This is a genomic window from Sphingomonas canadensis (genome assembly GCF_026013525.1).
In the GTDB taxonomy this organism is placed as follows: Bacteria; Pseudomonadota; Alphaproteobacteria; order Sphingomonadales; family Sphingomonadaceae; genus Sphingomonas; species Sphingomonas canadensis.
In genome coordinates this window covers 80,265-97,880 of record NZ_JAPDRA010000003.1, presented here as the reverse complement: position 1 = coordinate 97,880, position 17,616 = coordinate 80,265, and the positions used below count along the sequence as shown (strand labels likewise).

General features: G+C 69.9%; 22 protein-coding genes. 20 read left to right on the top strand and 2 right to left on the bottom strand.

Annotation, left to right across the window (positions count from 1 at the left end):
* Positions 1 to 79: 79 nt before the first annotated feature.
* From OM513_RS08000 to OM513_RS07905, 20 genes are all read left to right on the top strand, one after another.
* Positions 80 to 1,177, top strand: coding sequence for a phage protease (locus OM513_RS08000; protein WP_264943645.1), 1,098 nt, complete (start codon positions 80 to 82; stop codon positions 1,175 to 1,177).
* Positions 1,174 to 1,983, top strand: a complete 810-nt coding sequence (locus tag OM513_RS07995) for a hypothetical protein (protein WP_264943644.1) — start codon at positions 1,174 to 1,176, stop codon at positions 1,981 to 1,983. Before OM513_RS08000 ends, OM513_RS07995 begins: the two co-directional genes overlap by 4 nt.
* A gap of 15 nt (positions 1,984 to 1,998) precedes the next feature.
* Entirely contained in the window at positions 1,999 to 2,886 is an 888-nt protein-coding gene (locus OM513_RS07990; protein WP_264943643.1) for a Mu-like prophage major head subunit gpT family protein, read from the top strand.
* A complete protein-coding gene (locus OM513_RS07985; protein WP_264943642.1) occupies positions 2,886 to 3,611 on the top strand; it encodes a hypothetical protein in 726 nt (241 codons plus the stop codon). Before OM513_RS07990 ends, OM513_RS07985 begins: the two co-directional genes overlap by 1 nt.
* 120 nt (positions 3,612 to 3,731) lie before the next feature.
* On the top strand, positions 3,732 to 4,148 hold the full coding sequence (locus OM513_RS07980; RefSeq protein ID WP_264943938.1) for a DUF1320 domain-containing protein: 417 nt from the start codon (positions 3,732 to 3,734) through the stop codon (positions 4,146 to 4,148).
* Positions 4,148 to 4,675 carry a phage virion morphogenesis protein gene (locus tag OM513_RS07975; protein WP_264943641.1) on the top strand — a complete coding sequence of 176 codons (528 nt, stop codon included), beginning with the start codon at positions 4,148 to 4,150 and terminating at the stop codon, positions 4,673 to 4,675. The genes OM513_RS07980 and OM513_RS07975 overlap by 1 nt, the downstream gene beginning before the upstream one ends.
* Entirely contained in the window at positions 4,672 to 5,340 is a 669-nt protein-coding gene (locus OM513_RS07970) for a DUF1834 family protein (RefSeq protein WP_264943640.1), read from the top strand. The genes OM513_RS07975 and OM513_RS07970 overlap by 4 nt, the downstream gene beginning before the upstream one ends.
* Positions 5,341 to 5,342: 2 nt before the next feature.
* A complete protein-coding gene (locus tag OM513_RS07965; protein WP_264943639.1) occupies positions 5,343 to 5,573 on the top strand; it encodes a DUF2635 domain-containing protein in 231 nt (76 codons plus the stop codon).
* Positions 5,570 to 7,006 (top strand): phage tail sheath subtilisin-like domain-containing protein, encoded by a 1,437-nt coding sequence (locus tag OM513_RS07960; protein WP_264943638.1) that lies wholly within the window; start codon positions 5,570 to 5,572, stop codon positions 7,004 to 7,006. The genes OM513_RS07965 and OM513_RS07960 overlap by 4 nt, the downstream gene beginning before the upstream one ends.
* Positions 7,007 to 7,051: 45 nt before the next feature.
* The gene (locus tag OM513_RS07955; RefSeq protein WP_264943637.1) at positions 7,052 to 7,420 is read left to right on the top strand and encodes a phage tail tube protein; all 369 of its coding nucleotides are present in this window, start codon (positions 7,052 to 7,054) and stop codon (positions 7,418 to 7,420) included.
* Positions 7,420 to 8,034 carry a phage tail assembly protein gene (locus OM513_RS07950; protein ID WP_264943636.1) on the top strand — a complete coding sequence of 205 codons (615 nt, stop codon included), beginning with the start codon at positions 7,420 to 7,422 and terminating at the stop codon, positions 8,032 to 8,034. The genes OM513_RS07955 and OM513_RS07950 overlap by 1 nt, the downstream gene beginning before the upstream one ends.
* 247 nt (positions 8,035 to 8,281) lie before the next feature.
* Positions 8,282 to 9,700 carry a hypothetical protein gene (locus OM513_RS07945; RefSeq protein ID WP_264943635.1) on the top strand — a complete coding sequence of 473 codons (1,419 nt, stop codon included), beginning with the start codon at positions 8,282 to 8,284 and terminating at the stop codon, positions 9,698 to 9,700.
* Positions 9,697 to 10,929, top strand: a complete 1,233-nt coding sequence (locus tag OM513_RS07940; protein ID WP_264943634.1) for a DNA circularization protein — start codon at positions 9,697 to 9,699, stop codon at positions 10,927 to 10,929. Before OM513_RS07945 ends, OM513_RS07940 begins: the two co-directional genes overlap by 4 nt.
* The gene (locus OM513_RS07935) at positions 10,922 to 11,977 is read left to right on the top strand and encodes a phage baseplate assembly protein (RefSeq protein ID WP_264943633.1); all 1,056 of its coding nucleotides are present in this window, start codon (positions 10,922 to 10,924) and stop codon (positions 11,975 to 11,977) included. Before OM513_RS07940 ends, OM513_RS07935 begins: the two co-directional genes overlap by 8 nt.
* A complete protein-coding gene (locus tag OM513_RS07930; protein WP_264943632.1) occupies positions 11,974 to 12,555 on the top strand; it encodes a phage baseplate assembly protein V in 582 nt (193 codons plus the stop codon). The genes OM513_RS07935 and OM513_RS07930 overlap by 4 nt, the downstream gene beginning before the upstream one ends.
* Entirely contained in the window at positions 12,552 to 12,827 is a 276-nt protein-coding gene (locus tag OM513_RS07925; RefSeq protein WP_264943631.1) for a hypothetical protein, read from the top strand. Before OM513_RS07930 ends, OM513_RS07925 begins: the two co-directional genes overlap by 4 nt.
* Positions 12,824 to 13,321 carry a phage GP46 family protein gene (locus OM513_RS07920; protein ID WP_264943630.1) on the top strand — a complete coding sequence of 166 codons (498 nt, stop codon included), beginning with the start codon at positions 12,824 to 12,826 and terminating at the stop codon, positions 13,319 to 13,321. The genes OM513_RS07925 and OM513_RS07920 overlap by 4 nt, the downstream gene beginning before the upstream one ends.
* Positions 13,318 to 14,367 (top strand): baseplate J/gp47 family protein, encoded by a 1,050-nt coding sequence (locus tag OM513_RS07915; RefSeq protein ID WP_264943629.1) that lies wholly within the window; start codon positions 13,318 to 13,320, stop codon positions 14,365 to 14,367. Before OM513_RS07920 ends, OM513_RS07915 begins: the two co-directional genes overlap by 4 nt.
* Positions 14,358 to 14,963, top strand: coding sequence for a YmfQ family protein (locus OM513_RS07910; RefSeq protein ID WP_264943628.1), 606 nt, complete (start codon positions 14,358 to 14,360; stop codon positions 14,961 to 14,963). The genes OM513_RS07915 and OM513_RS07910 overlap by 10 nt, the downstream gene beginning before the upstream one ends.
* Positions 14,964 to 14,966: 3 nt before the next feature.
* Positions 14,967 to 15,443, top strand: a complete 477-nt coding sequence (locus tag OM513_RS07905; protein WP_264943627.1) for a gp53-like domain-containing protein — start codon at positions 14,967 to 14,969, stop codon at positions 15,441 to 15,443.
* 258 nt (positions 15,444 to 15,701) lie between these two features.
* Here the strand turns inward: OM513_RS07905 and OM513_RS07900 are convergent, their stop codons facing one another.
* Together OM513_RS07900 and OM513_RS07895 are read right to left on the bottom strand one after the other, a co-directional pair.
* Positions 15,702 to 16,625: a GNAT family N-acetyltransferase gene (locus OM513_RS07900; protein WP_264943626.1), complete on the bottom strand. Its 924-nt coding sequence runs from the start codon at positions 16,623 to 16,625 to the stop codon at positions 15,702 to 15,704.
* On the bottom strand, positions 16,622 to 17,575 hold the full coding sequence (locus OM513_RS07895; RefSeq protein ID WP_264943625.1) for a polysaccharide deacetylase family protein: 954 nt from the start codon (positions 17,573 to 17,575) through the stop codon (positions 16,622 to 16,624). Before OM513_RS07895 ends, OM513_RS07900 begins: the two co-directional genes overlap by 4 nt.
* Between the last annotated feature and the right edge of the window lie 41 nt (positions 17,576 to 17,616).

Below are 17,616 nucleotides of genomic sequence, written 5' to 3'. Positions count from 1 at the left end.
TGCCCGCCCTGATCTGATGCCAATCCCCACCTGACATATGTCAGGTTAGTGCGCCGTTTTTCCCGCCGCATAAGGCGGCATGCGCAATTCACCGCTCGCCCTGATCGCCGCCGCCGCACGCCCAGCCGGGACGGTGCAGGCCGTGGCCGCGTCGAGCGAGATCGAGCTGGTCGACGGCAAGGCGCCCACCCGGATCAAGCTGTTGCCGATGGGCGAGATCGCGATGCGCGACGGCCGCGGCCCCTATCGCATCCGCGATCTGGCGCACGCGCAGGCGATCGTCGCGGCGTGCCGCCAGTTTTTCGGCCAGGCCGATATGCCCGGCGACTATAATCACAGCATGCAGGAACCGGCGGCCCGCGACGGCGGGCGCGCGCCGGCTTCTGCGTGGGTACGCGCGGCTGACCTGACCGCGGAGCCTGACGGCATCTGGGCCAACAACGTGCGTTGGACGCCCGCCGCCGCCGCCGCGATCGAGGCATCGGAGTATCGCTATATCTCGCCGCTGTTCCTGGCCAAGAAGCCCAAAGACGGCGGCGACGTGGTGCTTATCAAGAACTTCGCCCTGGTCGGCACCGGGGCAATCATCGATCTGCCTGCGATAGCCGCAGGCCTTTCCGGAGAAGACCAAGACATGGACCTGACCGCCATTGCGGCGGCGCTCGGGCTCGCGCCCGATGCGTCCGTCGAAGCGATCGCAGCGGCGATCGAGGATCTGAAGGCCGGCGCATCGCAGGTCGCGGTTGCCGCGGGCCTGGCCGCCACGGCCGGCGCCGAGGAAGTCGCCGCCGCGGTGACCACGCTGAAGGCGTCGGGCAAGCCTGATCCGGCCAAGTTCGTGCCGATCGCGCAATTCGAAAGCGTGACCGCGCAGCTCGGCGTGCTCAACGGCGAGCGTGCCGAGCGCGAGGTCGCGGCGGCGATGTCGCCCGAGATCGGCAAGGTAACGCCCGCCATGAAGGATTGGGCGCTCGACTATTTCCGCGCCGACGAGGCCGGTTTCCGCAAGTGGCTGGAAGCCGCGCCGCGTGTCGTGGCGGCCGGATCGGTGCTGGCGGGCGGCAAGCCCGCCGCCGGCGGCGAGATCGCGCTCACCCCCGAGGAGATCGCGGCCTGCGCGCGGCACGGCTGGAATGAGGCCGAATATCTGGCCGAGAAGAAGGAGCTGCTGGCATGACCGCGCTTTCGACTGCACGCAAGGTTGTCCGCCTGGCCGGCGGCAACCTGATGAATGCCGGCATCGCGGCGGACGCCGTGTGTATCCAGGGCGGCATGGCCATGCTGGCGTCGGGCTATGCCCGGCCGGCGCGTGCCGGCCAGGGCGGCGACAACGGGCTGAAGGCCCAGGACGTGGCGAAGTGCCGCGTCGTCGGATATTTCCTGGAATCCAAGACGGGCACCGCCGCGGACGGCGGCGCGACGATCGACATCGGCACCGATCCGGTGAAGTTCGCCAATTCGTCGAGCACCGACGAGATCACCGTCGCCGACATCGGCTTCGAATGCTTCGCCGTCGACGATCAGACGGTGGCGCGCACCTCGTCCAACGGCACGCGCCCGGTGGCGGGCACCGTCGTGGCGATCGACACCGACGGCGGCGTCTTCGTGGCGTTCGAGCCGGCGGGCGCCACGCGCCGCCGCAAGCTCTACCTGCCCTTCGCCATCAACGAGACCGACACGCTGGCGGGAACGTCGGCCGAGCTGGTCGCGCCGGTATCGGGCGAGGTCACCGGCCTGACCGTGATCGTCCAGAAGGCGGTGACCACGGGCGGAGACGTGACGGTGAAGGTGGGCACCACCGATGTCGCGGGGCTGACCTGCACGATCGCGGACGCCGCCACCAAGGGCACCGTGGTGAGCGATACGCCGACGGCCGGCGACGCGAGCTGCGCCGTCGCCGCGGGCGGGCGCATCCAGGTGGTTCCCGCCGCCGCCTTCAACACCGCCGGGGCCGTGAGCGGCTTCGTCGAAATCAGCTTCTGAGAAAGGGGTAATCCCATGGCACGTGGCGTAATCATCGCGGAGGCGCTGGAGCGGCTTCGCACCGGCCTCCGCACCGACTTCAAGGCCGGCCTGAAGCTGGAACCCAGCCTCTATCAACTGATCGCGATGGAGCTGCCGTCGGATTCGGCTACCGAGACCTATGGCTGGCTGGAAGACTGGCCCGAGTTCCGCAAGTGGATCGGCGAGCGCCACATCACCCAGTTGAAGGAGCGCGCGTACATCGTCGAGAACGAGGATTACGAGCTGACCGTCGCGATCCGGGGCAAGGACATCGAGCGCGACAAGCTGGGCCTCTATTCGACCAAGGTCCGCGACGGCGGGCGCAAGGCGATCAACCTGAAGAACCGGCTGGTGTTCGACGCGCTGAAGAACGGCGCCACGCGAACCTGTTTCGACGGCCAGTACTTCTTCGACACCGACCATGAGGTGAACGGTGCATCGGTCTCCAACAAGACCGGCAACGGCGCCGTCCAGCCCTGGTACGCGCTCGATCTCAGCCAGGAGCTGAAGCCGATCATCCTTCAGGTCGAGAAGGAGCCCATGTTCGACATGGTGACCGATCCGCGGGACAGCCATTATTTCAAGACGGGCGAGTTCCTGGGCGGCGCCGATGGCCGGATGGGCAGCGGCTATTCCTTCTGGCAGATGGCGCACCGCTGCACCAACGCGGTGACCGACGCCAACTGGAACGCGGTGAAGCTGACCATGTCCCAGATCCCCGACGAGAACGGCGAGCCGCTGGAGATCAGGCCGACGCACGTCGTGACCGGCCCCTCCAACGAGGCTGCGTTCAAGGAGCTGTTCAAGCAGAACCTGACCGGCGGCGCATCGAACACGCTGTTCAATGACGCGCAGCTGATCATCTCGAAGCGCCTGCCGTAATGCGCGGGCAGCTTCGCATCAAGTCGCGGCTGGCGCCGTTCCGCCGGGCGGGGATTTCTTTCCCCACCACGGCGGAGGCGGTGCCGGTCGACATCCGCGAGCTGGACGGCGCGCGGCTGCTGGCGCTGGCGTCCGATCCGGCGCTCACCATCCAGATCGGCCAGGAGGACGGCAGTTTCGCACCGCTCAAGGCGGTGCAGGGTACGTTCTCCACATATATCGAAGCGGGCGATTTCGAGCTGACTGCCCAGGGAGATCAGCGCGGATCGCCGCCGCCGCTTTCCCCCGAGATGTTCCAGCGCCTGATCGACTCGCTGGTGGAGGGTTCCGAACCGATCGCGCCGCCCGAGCCGGGCGCGGTGGGCGAAGGGCAGGCAGAGCTTAACGATCAGATCGCCCGCCAGTCTGCCCTGATCCAGGAGCTTTCGGGCGAGCTGGATCGCGTGCGGACGCTGATGTCCGAGCGCGGGCACGGCCGGATCGAGGATCTGCTGGACAGCTGGGACCGGCTGGCCGGGGCGATGGCGCCGATCCTCGAGCTGGCCGGCGACGAGGGCCGCGGCAAGGGCGAGGTGACCACCGATTTCGTGCGCGGGCTGGTGGCCGAGCTGAAGGCGCTGCGCGGTTCGCCGCCGGCGCCGGGAGCGGCGGCGGAGCCTGTGCCCGCGGAGGAGCCTGCGCCCGCCAAGGGCAAGAAGCCGGGCAAGGCGCCCGCACGGAGCTGAGCTTCCGGCCTGGAGCGCGGGCGGCCTGACCCTTCGCCCGGCCGGACCAGGCCAGCGGGCGGCGGCCGAGGGGGCGCGATGCCGCCGCCCGTGTAACTTGAGGGACCGATCATCGTGGCCATGTATTCCAGCCCGGACGAAATGCGCGCAGCCTATGGCGAGGCCGTGCTGGTGCAGCTTGCCGACGCCGAGGCGTGGAACGACGCGGCGATCGCCACGGTGGCGAGCGCGCTGGCCGACGCATCGGCGATCGCCGACGGATGGGTGGCGCGGATGTATGGCCCGGCGAGCGGGCGGCCGGTGCCCGATCTGGTGAAGCTTTGCGTGCGCGAAATGGCGTTCGCGGCGCTGCACCGCAGCCCCACCGATGACGTGCGCAAGCGCGGCGAGGCGGCCGAGAAGCGGCTGGAGAAGATCGGCAAGGGCGAGATGAAGATCGACGGCGGCGACATCGACGCGCTGCCCGCGCGCGAGGGCGCGATCCTGGTGGAGGACCCCGGCCGCACCTTCAGCCGCCAGACGCTGGCGGGGTTCTGATGACCGGCGCCGGCTTCCGCATCTCCGTTGACGGCCAGGAGGCCGCCGAACGCCAGCTTGCCGCGCTGGCCGCGCGCTTCGGCGACCTGACGCCGCTGATGGACGTGATCGGCGGGGTGATCGAGGCCGACGTACACGATAATTTCATGGGCGAGCATTCGCCCGAGGGCGTGAAGTGGACGCCCAGCCAGCGCGTGATCGCGCACGGCGGCAAGACGTTGCAGCTCAGCCGCCGCCTGCTGCTGTCGATCGCGCGGCGCGTGGGCCGCGACTTCGTGGAGGTGGGCAGCAACCTGCCCTATGCCGCGCGCCACCAGAACGGGTTCAACGGCACCGAACAGGTGCGTTCGCACCGGCGCCGGATCACCCAGGCGTTCGGCCGCGCGCTGGCCGAACCGATCGAGGTGGTGGTGGGCGCGTTCAGCCGCAAGGCGAACACGCCGGCCCGGCCCTATCTGGGCTGGTCCGCCGCCGCGCGCGAGGAAGTGGCCGAGCAGGTGGCGGCCTATGCGGGGGCGCAGCCATGATCGCGGCGATCGAGCTGGCCATCCTGGCGCGGCTGAAGGCGCTTTCGGACGCGGGCACGCTGCCGTGGCGCTGGCGGACGCTGGCGACCTATCCCGAGGATTTCGACGCGCTGCTCGAATCGCAGGCGGAGATCCGCACGCCGGCCGCCTGGGTGACGTTCGCGGGGTGGGACAGCAGCTATCTGACCGGCGACGGCGCGATGATCGTGGAGGGCGCGCAGTTCGGCGTGATGATCGCCGACGAGAACCGCCGCCCGTCCGAGCAGCACCAGCGCCACGGCGGCCCCGATCCGGCGAGCGAGCCCGGCAGCTATCGCCTGCTGGCCGCCGCCGCGAGCGCGCTGGCCAACCAGACGCTGGGGCTGGACCTGGTGAAGCCGCTGCTGCCCGGCGCGGTGCGCCTGGTGCGCCCGACCGAGGCGATCCAGCGGCGCAAGCTGAGCATGTACGCGATCCAGCTTAGCTGCGACTTCGCGATGGCGGTGGCCGAGGACGGCGAGACCGATCCGGCCGCGCTGGAGACGCTGCACGTCAACTGGGACGTGCCCGTGTTCGCCGATCCCGCCCCGGTGGATCGCGAACCGGGCGCGCCCGGCACGCAACTGCCCGACGATTTCCACGCCGACGCGACCGATACGATCGCGCTCAACCAGGAGGAAGACTGACCATGCTGCTGCGCCGCGCAGTGAAGCCCCGCGAGGGCGCGACGATCGTCAATCCGGAGACCGGCCAGCCGCTGCCCGCGCACGGCGCCGTCGTGGCCTGGGACGCCTTCTGGCAGCGCCGGCTGAACGACGGCGATGTGACCGAGACCAGCGAGGCGGCGATCGCCGCGGCGGAGGATGCCGCGCCCGAGGGCGAAGCTAAGGCCAAGCGCCGCAACGGAGGTGACCAGTGACCAGCATCGCATTCGACCAGATCCCGGCGGGCCAGCGCCTGCCCGGCAGCCAGGTGGAGTTCAGCAACGTCCGCGCGCTCCAGGGCCTGCCCGTCGCCGAGCAGAAGCGGCTGATCATCGGCCAGCGGACCAGCGCCGGCACGGTCGCCGCGCTCACGGTGCGGCGCATCTCGCGCGTGGACGAGGCGAACGCCTGGTTCGGCCGCGGATCGCAGCTTGCGGCGATGGTGGCCGCCGCGCTGGCGGCGAACAGCCAGACCGAGATGTGGGCGATCGCGCTCGACGATAACGCAGAGGGCACGGCCGCGCAGTGGACGATCACGCTGACCGGCCCTTCGTCGGCCGCGGGCACGCTATCGTACCTGATCGGCGGCGTTCCGGTTCCGGTGGCGGTTGCCAGCGGGGCGAGCGCCACGACGATGGCCACCGCCGTGGCGGCGGCGATCAACGCCAAGCCGGACCTGCCGCTGACCGCGACCAGCAGCTCGGGCGTGGTGACGCTGACGTTCCGGCACAAGGGCACGATCGGCAACGACCTGTACATCACCCAGAACCATTATGACGGCGAGGCGCTGCCCGCCGGGGTGACCAGCGCGATCGCCGCCACCACCGCGGGCGCGACCGACCCCGATCTTTCGACCGTGTGGGCGGCGATCGGCGATGAACAGTATCAGACGATCGCGCTGGGCCTGAATTCGGGCACGGCGCTGAGCGCGGCGGATACCGAGCTGGCTTCGCGCTGGGGGCCGCAGCGCCAGATCTTCGGCCGCGCCTTCGCCGGCACGGTGGGCAGCTTTTCCACCGTCACCACCTTCGGCGCGACGCGCAACGGCATCTTCACCACGCTGATCCCCAGCTACAAGATGCCGACGCCGCCGTGGTGCGTGGCCGCCGCCTTCGCCTCGGTCTATGCGTTCCATGTCCAGATCGATCCGGCCCGGCCGTTCACCGGGCTGACCGTGCCGGGCGTGATGGCGCCGCGGCCCGAGCACCGCTACATCCGCACCGAGCGCGAGCAGATGCTGTCGAGCGCGCTTTCCGCGTGGAAGGTGACCGCCGGGGGCGAGGTGGCGATCGAGCGGCTGATCAGCACCTATCGCGTCAACACGCTGGGCTATGCCGACATCAGCTGGCTGGACGTGAACACCACCGCCACGCTGGACTATTACCGCTTCTCGCTGCGCAGCCGGATCGAGGCGAAGTTCCCGCGCGCCAAGCTGACCGACGACACGCTGCGTTCGATCCGCGCGGAGATCATCGCGCTGGCGCAGGACTGGTACGACGCGGGCCTTATGGAGGACGTGGCGGGCTTCATCGCGCGGCTGGTGATCGAGCGCGACGCGGCGAACCCCACCCAGCTCAACGTGCTGATGGCGCCGGACACGGTGAACGGGCTGCTGCAGTTCGCCGCGCGCGTCGAATTCATCCTCTGAGCCGCGGCTGAGCGGCCTCTGACACGGCAATCAAGGGAGTAAGACATGGCCAATCCCAACCAGGTTACCGGCCGGGCGCGGATCAAGATCAACGGCGCGGTGATCCCCACCGGCAAGGGCAACACCGTGCTGGAGCCCGGCGGATCGATGCGCGAGCCGGTCGAAGGCGATTATGCGACGGGTTCGTTCAAGGAATCGGCGAAGGACGCGAAGCTCACCTTCGCGGCGCTGGCCCAGGCGGGCTTCAGCCCCCAGGAGTTCGGCGCGCTGACCGACGCCACCGTCATGGTCGAGTTCGACACAGGCGTCACCTACATCATCAGCCACGCCTATGCCGAAAGCGCACCGCCGGTGAAGACGGACGGGACCGCCGATTGCGTGATCTATGGCCCGACCGCGCGGGAGCTGAAGTGATGGCCGCGATCGAACGGCCGGCGCGGCTGGACGCGAACCTGCGCCACGCGCTGGAGCATCCGGTGGCCTATATGCTGGGCGACGAGGCGAGGACGCTCACGCATGTGCAGCTTCGCCGCCCAACCGGCGAGGAGCTGCGCATCCGCGAAGGCGCCGGGGGCTATTGGAACAAGCTGATCCGGATCGCCGAAGCCATGTCCGGCGAGGCGGCGGTGCTGGTGGACCGGATCGACGGCGCGGACGTGATGCTGATCGGGGAAAGCCTGGACTGGCTGTTCTCCGGCGCCTCGCTGGGCGTGGATACGGCACCGGCACCGGGCGAACGCCCGGCCTGGCTTGAGCCCGACAACGGCTATGCGATGGTGAGCGCCCTTCCCGCCACGGCGCCGGACGAGACGGCAATCTCGCGCCTGCAACTGCGCCGTCTGACGGCGGCTGACATGCGCGCCTGGGACGGCTTCGGCGACCGGGTGGGCCGGATCTGCACGCTGGTGGAGCGGATGACGGGGGTTCCGGCCGGGCGGCTGATCAAGGCCGATGCCGTGGACCTGGACCGGATTGACGACATCCTGGGGTTTTTCATGGAGCCTGGTACGGCAACTGGCGCGAACTGATCGCGGTGATGAAGCTGCGGCTGGGCTTCAGCCTGTCTGAGGTCTGGTCGCTCGACGATCGCGAGCTGAAGTTCTGGCTGGACCAGGCCGACCGCATATTCGCGGAGCCGGACCAATGAAGCTGTCGCTGCTGCTGGAAGCCCGAAGCCAATGGGACCGGGCGATCGACCGTGCCCGGCGCGGCATGGGCAATCTTACCCAGGCGACGCGCACCGCGCAGCGCGGCGTGCAATCGATGGATCGCGCGATGGACGGCGCGACCCGCTCCGCCGCGCGGCTGGAGCGGGCCGGTTACCGGATGGGCCACGCGATCGGCAGCGGCGCGCGCCGGGGCGTAGCCGGGCTGATCGCGCTGGAACGCCGCCTGACGATCACCAGCGCCCAGGCCGAGCGCATGGGCCGATGGGCCGGGGGCAAGGTGGCCGGCGGCATCCAGATGGCGGGAATGCTGGGCACTGCAGCCGTGGCGGCGGCCGGATGGAAGGTGGTGAGCGCGGGCACGACGTTCGAGTTGATCGAGACCCAGCTCGAAGGGCTGGAGGGATCGAGTGCCAAGGCCGCGAAGTCGATGGAGTGGATCAAGAAATTCGCATCCCAGACCCCGATGGAATTGGCCGATGTGGCTGAGGCGTTCATCTTCGCCCGCAACAACGGCATCGATCCGACAAATGGATCGCTGCGCATCCTGGGCGATTCCGCCAAGGCCTTAAACAAGACATTTGAAGACTCGATCGGCATGCTCAGCGATGCGATGCGCGATCAGTTCGACCGCCTTCCGGAGTTCGGGATAAATGCCGAGAGGAAGGGCGCGCAGGTCATCTTCAGCTATGTCGACAAGGCGGGAAAACAGGCCGTCGCCAAGGTGAAAAAGGATTCGTTCGCCATTCGCGATGCGCTCCTGGGTATTTTCGATGCGAAGTTTGGTGGCGGCATGGAGCGCGCGGCGCGGACCACCGCCGGAAAATGGTCGAACACCATGGACCGGCTGACCGTAACGGCGGATCGCGTTTGGCGCGGCGGTATCGCGCAGGCCGTCAACAGGGCGCTGGATGAGATCAACTCTGACCTGGACGAGAACAGCGCTGAGACCGAAAAATGGGCCGCCGAGGTGGGTGGCTATATCGGCTCGGTGATCGATCGTATGCGTGAGATCGATTGGAAGGGTGTCACGCGCGAGGTCGCCTCCGCAGTCGCCACGATGGCGCAATGGACCAAGCCTGATCCGATCGGCTCCGGGTTTAGCGCCCTGATCAGGCGCAACCAGCAAGCGGCGCTCAGCATGTCGCTGCGAAACCCGTTCCTGAGCGACGAGACGAAATATAGGCAGCTTTGGCAGCTCCGCGCGTTGAACAAACAACTGGGCTGGGACGAATGGACCAGCGTGAGCCTGATGATGAAGGAGGCCGCGCGCCGCCGCGAAATCCGTGACGCGGAGAAATTGCGCCGCCAGCACAACCAGCCGAAGGGCAATCCGCGGCTGCTGCCCAATGTATATTCGGTTCCGGATTTCCGCCGCGGACCGGCGCCTCCTGCGCCGCCGCCGCCCAAGGGCACGATCTCGCTCAAGGTAGAACCCGCTCCCGGCCTGATCGTGACGCCCGTCGGCATCAGCGCGAGCGGAGTGAAGCTGAACGTGTTGACCGGGCGCACGATGGTGGGCGTATGACGATCGCGCCCATCGGATGGCGCAAGGGGAGCTGGCGCGGGCTGGCGTTCGTATCGCTGGGGCATGAGGCCGCCGGCGGGCGGCGCGGGGCGCTGCACGAGTTCCCCGGCGCCGATACGCCGGTGTGGGAAGACCTGGGCAAGGCGGCGGGGCGCTTCACGCTGGACTGCCATATCCGCGGCGCGAACCATATCGCCGAGGCGCTGGCGTTCTTCGACGCGCTGAACGCGGCCGGGCCGGGCACGCTGGTGCATCCGTGGCACGGGCCGATGCAGGTTGCCGTGGCCAGTTTTTCCCGCCGCGATTCGACCGATGAAGGCGGCTATTCCGCATTCTCGATCGAGTTCGTGGAAAGCGGGCTGCCCGCGCCGGCCGCCCCGGCCGAGGACACGCGGGCGCAATCGCGCGCGGCGGCGCAGGCGGCGAGCGAGGATGCCGCCCAGGCGATGGCCGGTGATTTCGACCTGGCCGGCGCGCAATCCTGGGTGGAGGAGCATGCCGCGGGCATCGTGGCGGCGGCGGCCGACGCGATGGCGATCGTGGCGGGATTGCAGGGCGGCATCGGCCCGGGGCTGGCGGCGATCCAGGCGCACCTGGGCGTGCTGCCCGCGGATATCCAGGCCAAGCTGCGCGACCCGCTGGCGCTGGCGCAATCGATCAACGGCGCCGTCCAGTCGATCCGTGCCGTGGCCGGATCGTCGATCGGCGTGGCGGGCGGGCTGATCGCGCTGCTGGGGTTCGGCGGCGCGCTGCCGCCCGTGATCGGCGACACCGCCGCGCGCAGCCGCCAGCGCAGCAACCAGGCCGCGCTGGTGCAGATGGTGAACGCCGCGGCGGCGGGCGAGCTGGCCGCGACGATCGCGGGCGTGGCCTTCGCCTCCTATCCCGAGGCGGTGGCGCTGCGCGACGCGGCGGCCGACGCGCTGGACGCGCTGGAGACGCGCCAGGCCGATGCCGGCGACGATGCCGGCGCCGGGCTGTACGCCGCGCTGCGCCGGGCGATCGTGCGCGACATCACCGCGCGCGGCGGCACGCTGGCGCGGCTCCAGGACTATGTGCCCGCGGTGACCGAGCCCGCGCTGGTGATCGCGCACCGGCTGTACGGCCCCGACGCGCTGGAGGCGCGCGAGGCCGATCTGGTGGCGCGCAACCGGATCGCGCACCCCGGCTTCGTGCCGGGCGGCGCGGCGATCCAGGTGGTGGTGCCGGCGGGGCTGGCCGATGGTTGACGCGGCGGCGATCCAGGCGGCGCTGGCCGAGAAGGTGGAGCTGGCCGTGGGCGGCAAGCTCTATTCGGGCTGGCACTCGATCAGCGTCACGCGCGCGCTGGACGCGCTGGCGGGCGGGTTCGAGCTGGCGCTGGCATCGCGCGAGCAGACCGGCGCCGCGCGATTCGAGGTGCGGCCCGACGACGCATGCGAGCTGCGCATCGCGGGCGAGACGGTGATCACCGGATGGGTGGACGCCGTATCCTCGGGCGGCGGGGCGAGCGAGGCCGTGCTGCGCGTATCCGGCCGCGACAAGACGGGCGACCTGGCCGATTGCTCCGCGATCCACAAGCCGGGAACGTGGCGCAAGGCGAAGATCGAGGCGATCGCCGCCGCGCTGGCCGCGCCGTTCGGCATATCGGTGACCGCCAAGGCATCGACCGGGGCGCCGGTGGACAAGTTCGCGCTGCAACAGGGCGAGACGATCGATTCGGCGATCGAGCGGCTGCTGCGGCTGCGCGGGCTGCTGAAGGTCGCGGCGCCGGGCGGCGGCATGGAGATCATCACGCCCGACGAAGGCGCCCCGATCGCGACGCTGGAGCATGGCGTCAACATCCTGAGCTTCGAAGGCACGATCGACCACCGTGAGCGCTTCAGCGACTATATCGTCAAGGGCCAGGCGGCGGGCAACGACCGCAAGAACGGCAAGGTGGTGACACAAATCCGCGGCGAGGCGCGCGACGCCGGCGTCCGCCGCTATCGGCCGAAGCTGATCGTGGCGGAGGAACAGGGCGACGGCGCCAGCCTGAAGACGCGCGCGGCATGGGAGGCGGGCGTGCGCGCCGGCCGCGCGACCAGCCTGACGCTGAGCGTGCCCGGGTGGCGCGCGGGCGGGCAGCTATGGCGGCCCAACGTGCGCGCGCGGGTGAAGTGCGCCGAGGGGCTGATAGCGGATCAGGTGATGCTGGTGACCGAGGTGACGCTGACCCGCGACGAGGCGGGCACGATCGCCCAGCTTCGCCTGGCGCCGCCGGGCGCGTGGAAGCAACTGGCGGGAGGCGGACGATGAGCGACATCGCGCGGATGAACGCGCGCATCCAGATGATGATCGGGCGGGGCACGATCAGCGGCGCCGACGCGGACCCGAAGATGCAGGAGCTGCAGGTCGAGATGCTGGCCGACGAGACGCATGAGGGCGTCGAGCATGTCGAGCCCTATGGCTTCACCGCGCGGCCCAAAAAGGGGGCCGAGGCTGTGATGCTGGCGGTGGGCGGCCTGCGCGGCCACGGCATCGTGCTGGCCGTGGCCGACCGGCGCTATCGCATCACCGGGCTCCAGGAGGGCGAGGTGAGCCTGTACGACGATCAGGGCCAGCAGGTGCTGATCGGGCGCGACGGCATCCGGATCGTGAGCGCGCAGGGCGTGTCGATCGAGACCGAGGGCGATTTCAGCGTGGCGGCCGAGGGCAATGTCTCGATCGAGGCCGCGGGCACGATCACGCTCGATCCGGGCGGCGCGATGGCGCTGAAGGGCGACGACATCACGATCGGCACCGGCACCGCCAAGGACGCGGCGCGCAAGGACGATGCCGTCGACGACGGCACCGACAAGATCAGCGGCGGATCGAGCAAGGTGAAGATTGCATGAAGCGCGCGGCGATGCCCCAGGCCGACCAGGATGCGTTGCTGGCGCGCGTGGGCGCCTGGCTGCGCGAGGCCGGGTTCGAGCGGAGCGGCGACGATCCCGTCGAGGCGACGATCCGGTACGACCGGACCGGGCGGGTGCGCAAGATCCACGCGCGCTATCCATGCGGCTGGCGGGCCACGCTGGTGATTCGGGCGGACGGCACGGGCACGCTGTCGACCGCCAAGAAGGTGCTTTCGCTGCGCGTCGAGAGCCGGCCGGGGGAGACGCTGTGACCGATATCGCGCTGATCTTCGACGCGGCGGCATGGGCCGCCGATCTGGCGCTGGCCGATGGCGACCTGGTGACCGACGACGGGCTGATGACGGCGATCGCCATTTCGCTGTTCACCGATGCCCGCGCGCGCGATGACGATCCGCTGCCCGCGGGCGCCGACCGCCGCGGCTGGTGGGGCGATGCGTTCAACGACCGGGCGGAGGACCGCACCGGTTCGCGCCTGTGGCTGCTGGACCGCGGCAAGCTGACCCCGGGCATCGAGATCGAGGCGCGCGACATCGCCCGCGAGGCGCTGGCCTGGCTGATCGAGGACCAGGTGGTGAGCGCGCTGGAGGTATCGGCCGAGGTGCGGCGGCCGTCGCCCGCGCACCCGGCGGGCGCGCTGGCGATCATCGTCCAGGTCGCGCGGCCGAGCGGCCCGGCGCGCATGCGATTCGACGCGGTGTGGGACGCCACCACCCGCGCCATCACCATCACGAGGAGCATCGCGTGAGCTTCGAACGCCCGACCCTGACCACCCTGGTTTCGCGCGCGCGCGACGACATCAATGCCCGCATGCCGGGCGCCGACAGCCGCCTGCGCCGCAGCACGCTGGACGTGCTGGCCCGCGTCCATGCTGGCGCGATGCACGGCGCGTATGGCATGCTGGACAGCAACGCGCGCTTCCTGCCCGACGTGGCGGATACGGCGCTGCTGGAGCGCTGGGCGGCGATGTTCGGCCTGACGCGCAAACCCGCCGCCGCCGCCACCGGCAACGTGACGCTGACCGGCGACGACGATGCCGAGGTGCCCGAGGGAACGATCCTGCTGCGCGCGGACGGCGCGCGCTATGCCACCGCGGCCGACGCCACGATCGCGTCTGGCACCGCCACCGTGGCGGTGTCCGCCGAGACGGCGGGCGCGGCCGGGGCGATGGATGCCGGGCAGTCGCTGACCTTCCTCTCGCCCGTCGCCGGCGTCGACGCGACCGCCGCCGTGGCGGCCGGCGGGCTGGCCGCCGGGGCCGACGCGGAGAGCGATGCCGATCTGCGCGGGCGGCTGTTGCTGCGGCTGCGCCAGCCGGTGCGCGGCGGCGCGGCCAGCGACTATGTGTACTGGGCGCTGGAGGTGGCGGGCGTGACGCGCGCCTGGATATATCCCAACTGGGACGGGCTGGGCACGGTCAAGCTGCTGTTCGTGATGGACGGCGAGGATGACATCATCCCGGATGCCGGCGCGATCGCCGCGGTGGACGCCTGGATCGCCGCGCGCCGCCCCGTGTGCGCCGATGTGACCGTGGCGGCGCCGGTTGCCGATCCGCTGGACCTGACGATCGCGCTGACCCCCGATTCGAGCGAGGTCCGCGCGGCCGTGGAGGCCGAGCTGCGCGACCTGATCGCGCGCGAGGCGGAGCCCGGCGGTACGCTGCTGATCAGCCATATCCGCGAGGCCATCTCGATCGCGGCCGGCGAGACCGACCATGTGCTGACCGTGCCCAGCGCCAATGTGACGGCGGCGGCGGGCGAGATCACCACGCTGGGCACGATCACATGGGCGTGATCCGCGACGCCGCGGCCTATTGCGCCCAGCTCGCCGCGCTGCTGCCCGGCGGGCCGGCCTGGCCGCGCGAGCCCGGCGCGCGGCTGATGGCGCTGCTGCGCGCCTGGGCCGAGGAGTTCGCGCGGCTGGACGAACGCGCGGCCGACCTGATCGAGGAAGCCTTTCCCGACACCACCTATGAGATGCTGGCCGACTGGGAGCGCGTGCTGGGCCTGCCCGATCCGTGCAGCTCGGCCGCGCTCACGCTGTCCGCCCGGCGGGCCGAGTGCGTGCGCAAGCTGGCCTATCAGGCGGGGCAGACGCCGGCCTTCTATATCGCGCTGGCAGCCTCGATCGGGTTCGAGGTGGAGATCCATGAGTTCGACCCCGATGTCGACGAGTTCGACGCTTCGCTGACCGCGCTGATCGGCGGTGGAGCCTGGCGCCATGTGTGGCGCGTCCATGTGCTCAATGCGGGTAACTTCACCATCTTTCGCGCGGGCGATCCGGCCGGCCAGCGGCTGGTGGAGGGCGACACGGCGATCGACCTTGAGTGCATCTTCGGCGCGGCCAAGCCCGCCCATACCCATGTCATCTTCAGCTATCCGGAGACCTGAACCATGCGCGATTTCACCGGCGTAAGCGGCGCCAACGAGGAGGGGCTGGCCAAGGAGAGCCCGGCACCCGCCACCCGCGTTCCGGCCGCCTGGCTAAACGCCGTGACGCTGGAGCTGGCCAATGTGATCGGCGCCGAGGAGGCGGGGAGCAACGCGCTGAACCCCAGCGACGATACGCAGCTTCTCACGGCGATCCTGGCGATGATCCAGGCGGGGATCGGCGAGGAGGTGGCGGGCGGCTTCCGGATCGGGCCGTTCCACTTCCGCTTCGGCACGGCGAACGCGGGCAGCAACAGCTTCGGCACCGCCTTTCCGACCGCGTGCTTCGGCGTGTGGCCGGTGCCCATGACCAACTACAACAACGGCGACGAGGCCGACGAAATCTGGTGGGTGAACACGGTCACGACGGACGGCTTCGTGATCAACACCTCGGGCAGCTTCGCTACGTTCCAGCTCAGCTACGTGGCGATCGGCAAATAAGAGGCTTCTCCCGCGCCCCTCAATCGGCTCTAAGGGGTGCGTGAGACCCCCTCAAAGTGCTCCAGATTGTCCTGTCCGAGACTCCAGACTTTTTTGTCCGGCTACAGGGTGATAGGCGCAGCCGACGCGCATTTCAGCCCCTCCCCGGCCCCCTATCCTCCCCCGCCAGGGGGAGGGGGACCGCGGAACGCGGTGGAGAGGGAGGATGCCGGAGCGGCCGCCGGGCTTCCTAACCCTGGCGGGGGAGGATTGGGCAGGTCAGCCCCGCCGCACCTTTTTGGCGAGCTTGCCCATGCCGGCGCGGTTCACGGCGCCCTTGGCCAGCGCCACGCCCTTGTTGAACCCGCCCAGCGAGGCGGTGGTCAGGCGGTTCATCAGGCTGGGGCGCAGCAGCAGCAGATCGACGCAGGCGATTCCGCCGGTCGCCATCTGGCGCTTGTGCTGGCCCTCTCCCTCGGTGAAGTCGAAGCGCGAATAGCGGCCCTCGTCGAACAGGTCGCGCATCGCCTCCAACTGGAGCACCGCGCCGGGCGAAAGCTCGTTGAACGCGGGATCGTGGCCGACATGGGCATAGATCACCGTGTCGCCCTCCACCGGACAGTAGAGATAGGCCGCGGGCTCGCCGCCGATATAGAGCAGCCAGGCACGCACCCGGTCCGCCGCCGCGTCCGCCAGCATGGCATGGATGAACTCGGCGCTGTCGGGCAGCCCCGATCCCATCAGCCGTTCCTGATAGGTGCGTAGCGAGATGCGCCGGGCGATATCGTGAAAGCCCTCCAGCTCGTCGGGCGTGCGGAAGGCGCGGACGTCCAGCTCGCCGCCCGATTCCTGCGCGATGCGGCGTGCCTTGCGGCGGAGCTGCTGGCGGGCGTTGGACGAAAGTCCCTCGAACCATGTGTCGAAGCTGCCGGTCAGGTCCGCCCAATAGCGGGTGTAGCGCTGGCGGACGAAGGGCAGCATCCCGCCCGAGGCATAGATCATCGCCTGCAGCCGGTCCTCAGGCAGCGAGGTGACCGAATAGCCGTGCGCCTCCCGCGCCAGCGGCGGCAGCGCGGGCAGCCGCCCCTCGCGCGCTTCCTCCAGGCTCAGCGGCACGCGCACCAGGCTGCGCTGGATCGCCATCAGCGTGCGGGCGCCCACTTCGAACTTCAGGCGGATGGGCTGGGCCTGGGCGCTGCTCATGCCGCGCGCTCCTCGACCAGGTTCGACCAGAGCTGCTCCGCCTGGCGCAGCCCGGTGCGCAGCATGCTCGGCCCCAGCGGGGCATCGTCGCGATCGAGCGGAAGCGGCGGATGATCGGCGAAGTGACAGGTGGGCATCGTGGCGCGGCGGTCCCCCAGCATCCGGCACAGTTCCTCGAAACGCCGGACATGCACCGCATTTGGCCGCGTGCCGGCGCGATTGGCAAGCTCGAAGCCATGGCCGACGATCGTCACCGCGGCATGATCCTGGCGGCGCGCATGATCCAGCGCGGCGCGCATCTCCGCCGCCGAAAGCGCGCAGATCTGGAAATGGCGCAGGTGCCCCGCGCGATCCTCGATCAGCGTCACCGGCACCTCGATCACGCCATGATGCTCCACCGGCGATATCCGCGCGGGCGGCAGGCCGATCGCGCTGGGCCAGGGATGCTCCGATCCGTTGTGGCTCGAATCATAGCGGAAGCCGAGTTCGGCCAGCGCGGCCAGCGTATCGTCGCTGGCGGCATAGCTGCCCGCCCGGAACGCCACCGGCTCGGGCGCGCCCGCCGCCGCCAGCATGTCCGATGCCCCGGCGATCAGCGCATATTGCGCGCCGAAATCATAGTCGATCAGCTCGAACGCGGCATGGGCGGCGCCGGAATCCCCGGCCTTCGCGCCCGTCCAGTTGGGGTGGAGATGCAACTGCACCTCCTGCCCCGCCTCCAGGATCGCGCCCACGACGCGCTTCAGCCAGTCGAGCCCGAACACCAGCCCCGGCATCGGATCGACGAAGAAGCACGCCTTCAGCCCATGGCCGCGAAGCTGCGCGAGCTGCCAGCCGATCCCCACCCCGGCGGGCTCCAGCGAACGGCGAACGATCTCATCCACGCCCAGCCCGGCCGCGTGATGGCGCCACATCAGCTCGGTATCGATAGTGAGGAACACGCTGGTCATGCGCGCGGGGATAGCGCGCGCGGGGTGAAGAAACTCCAAAC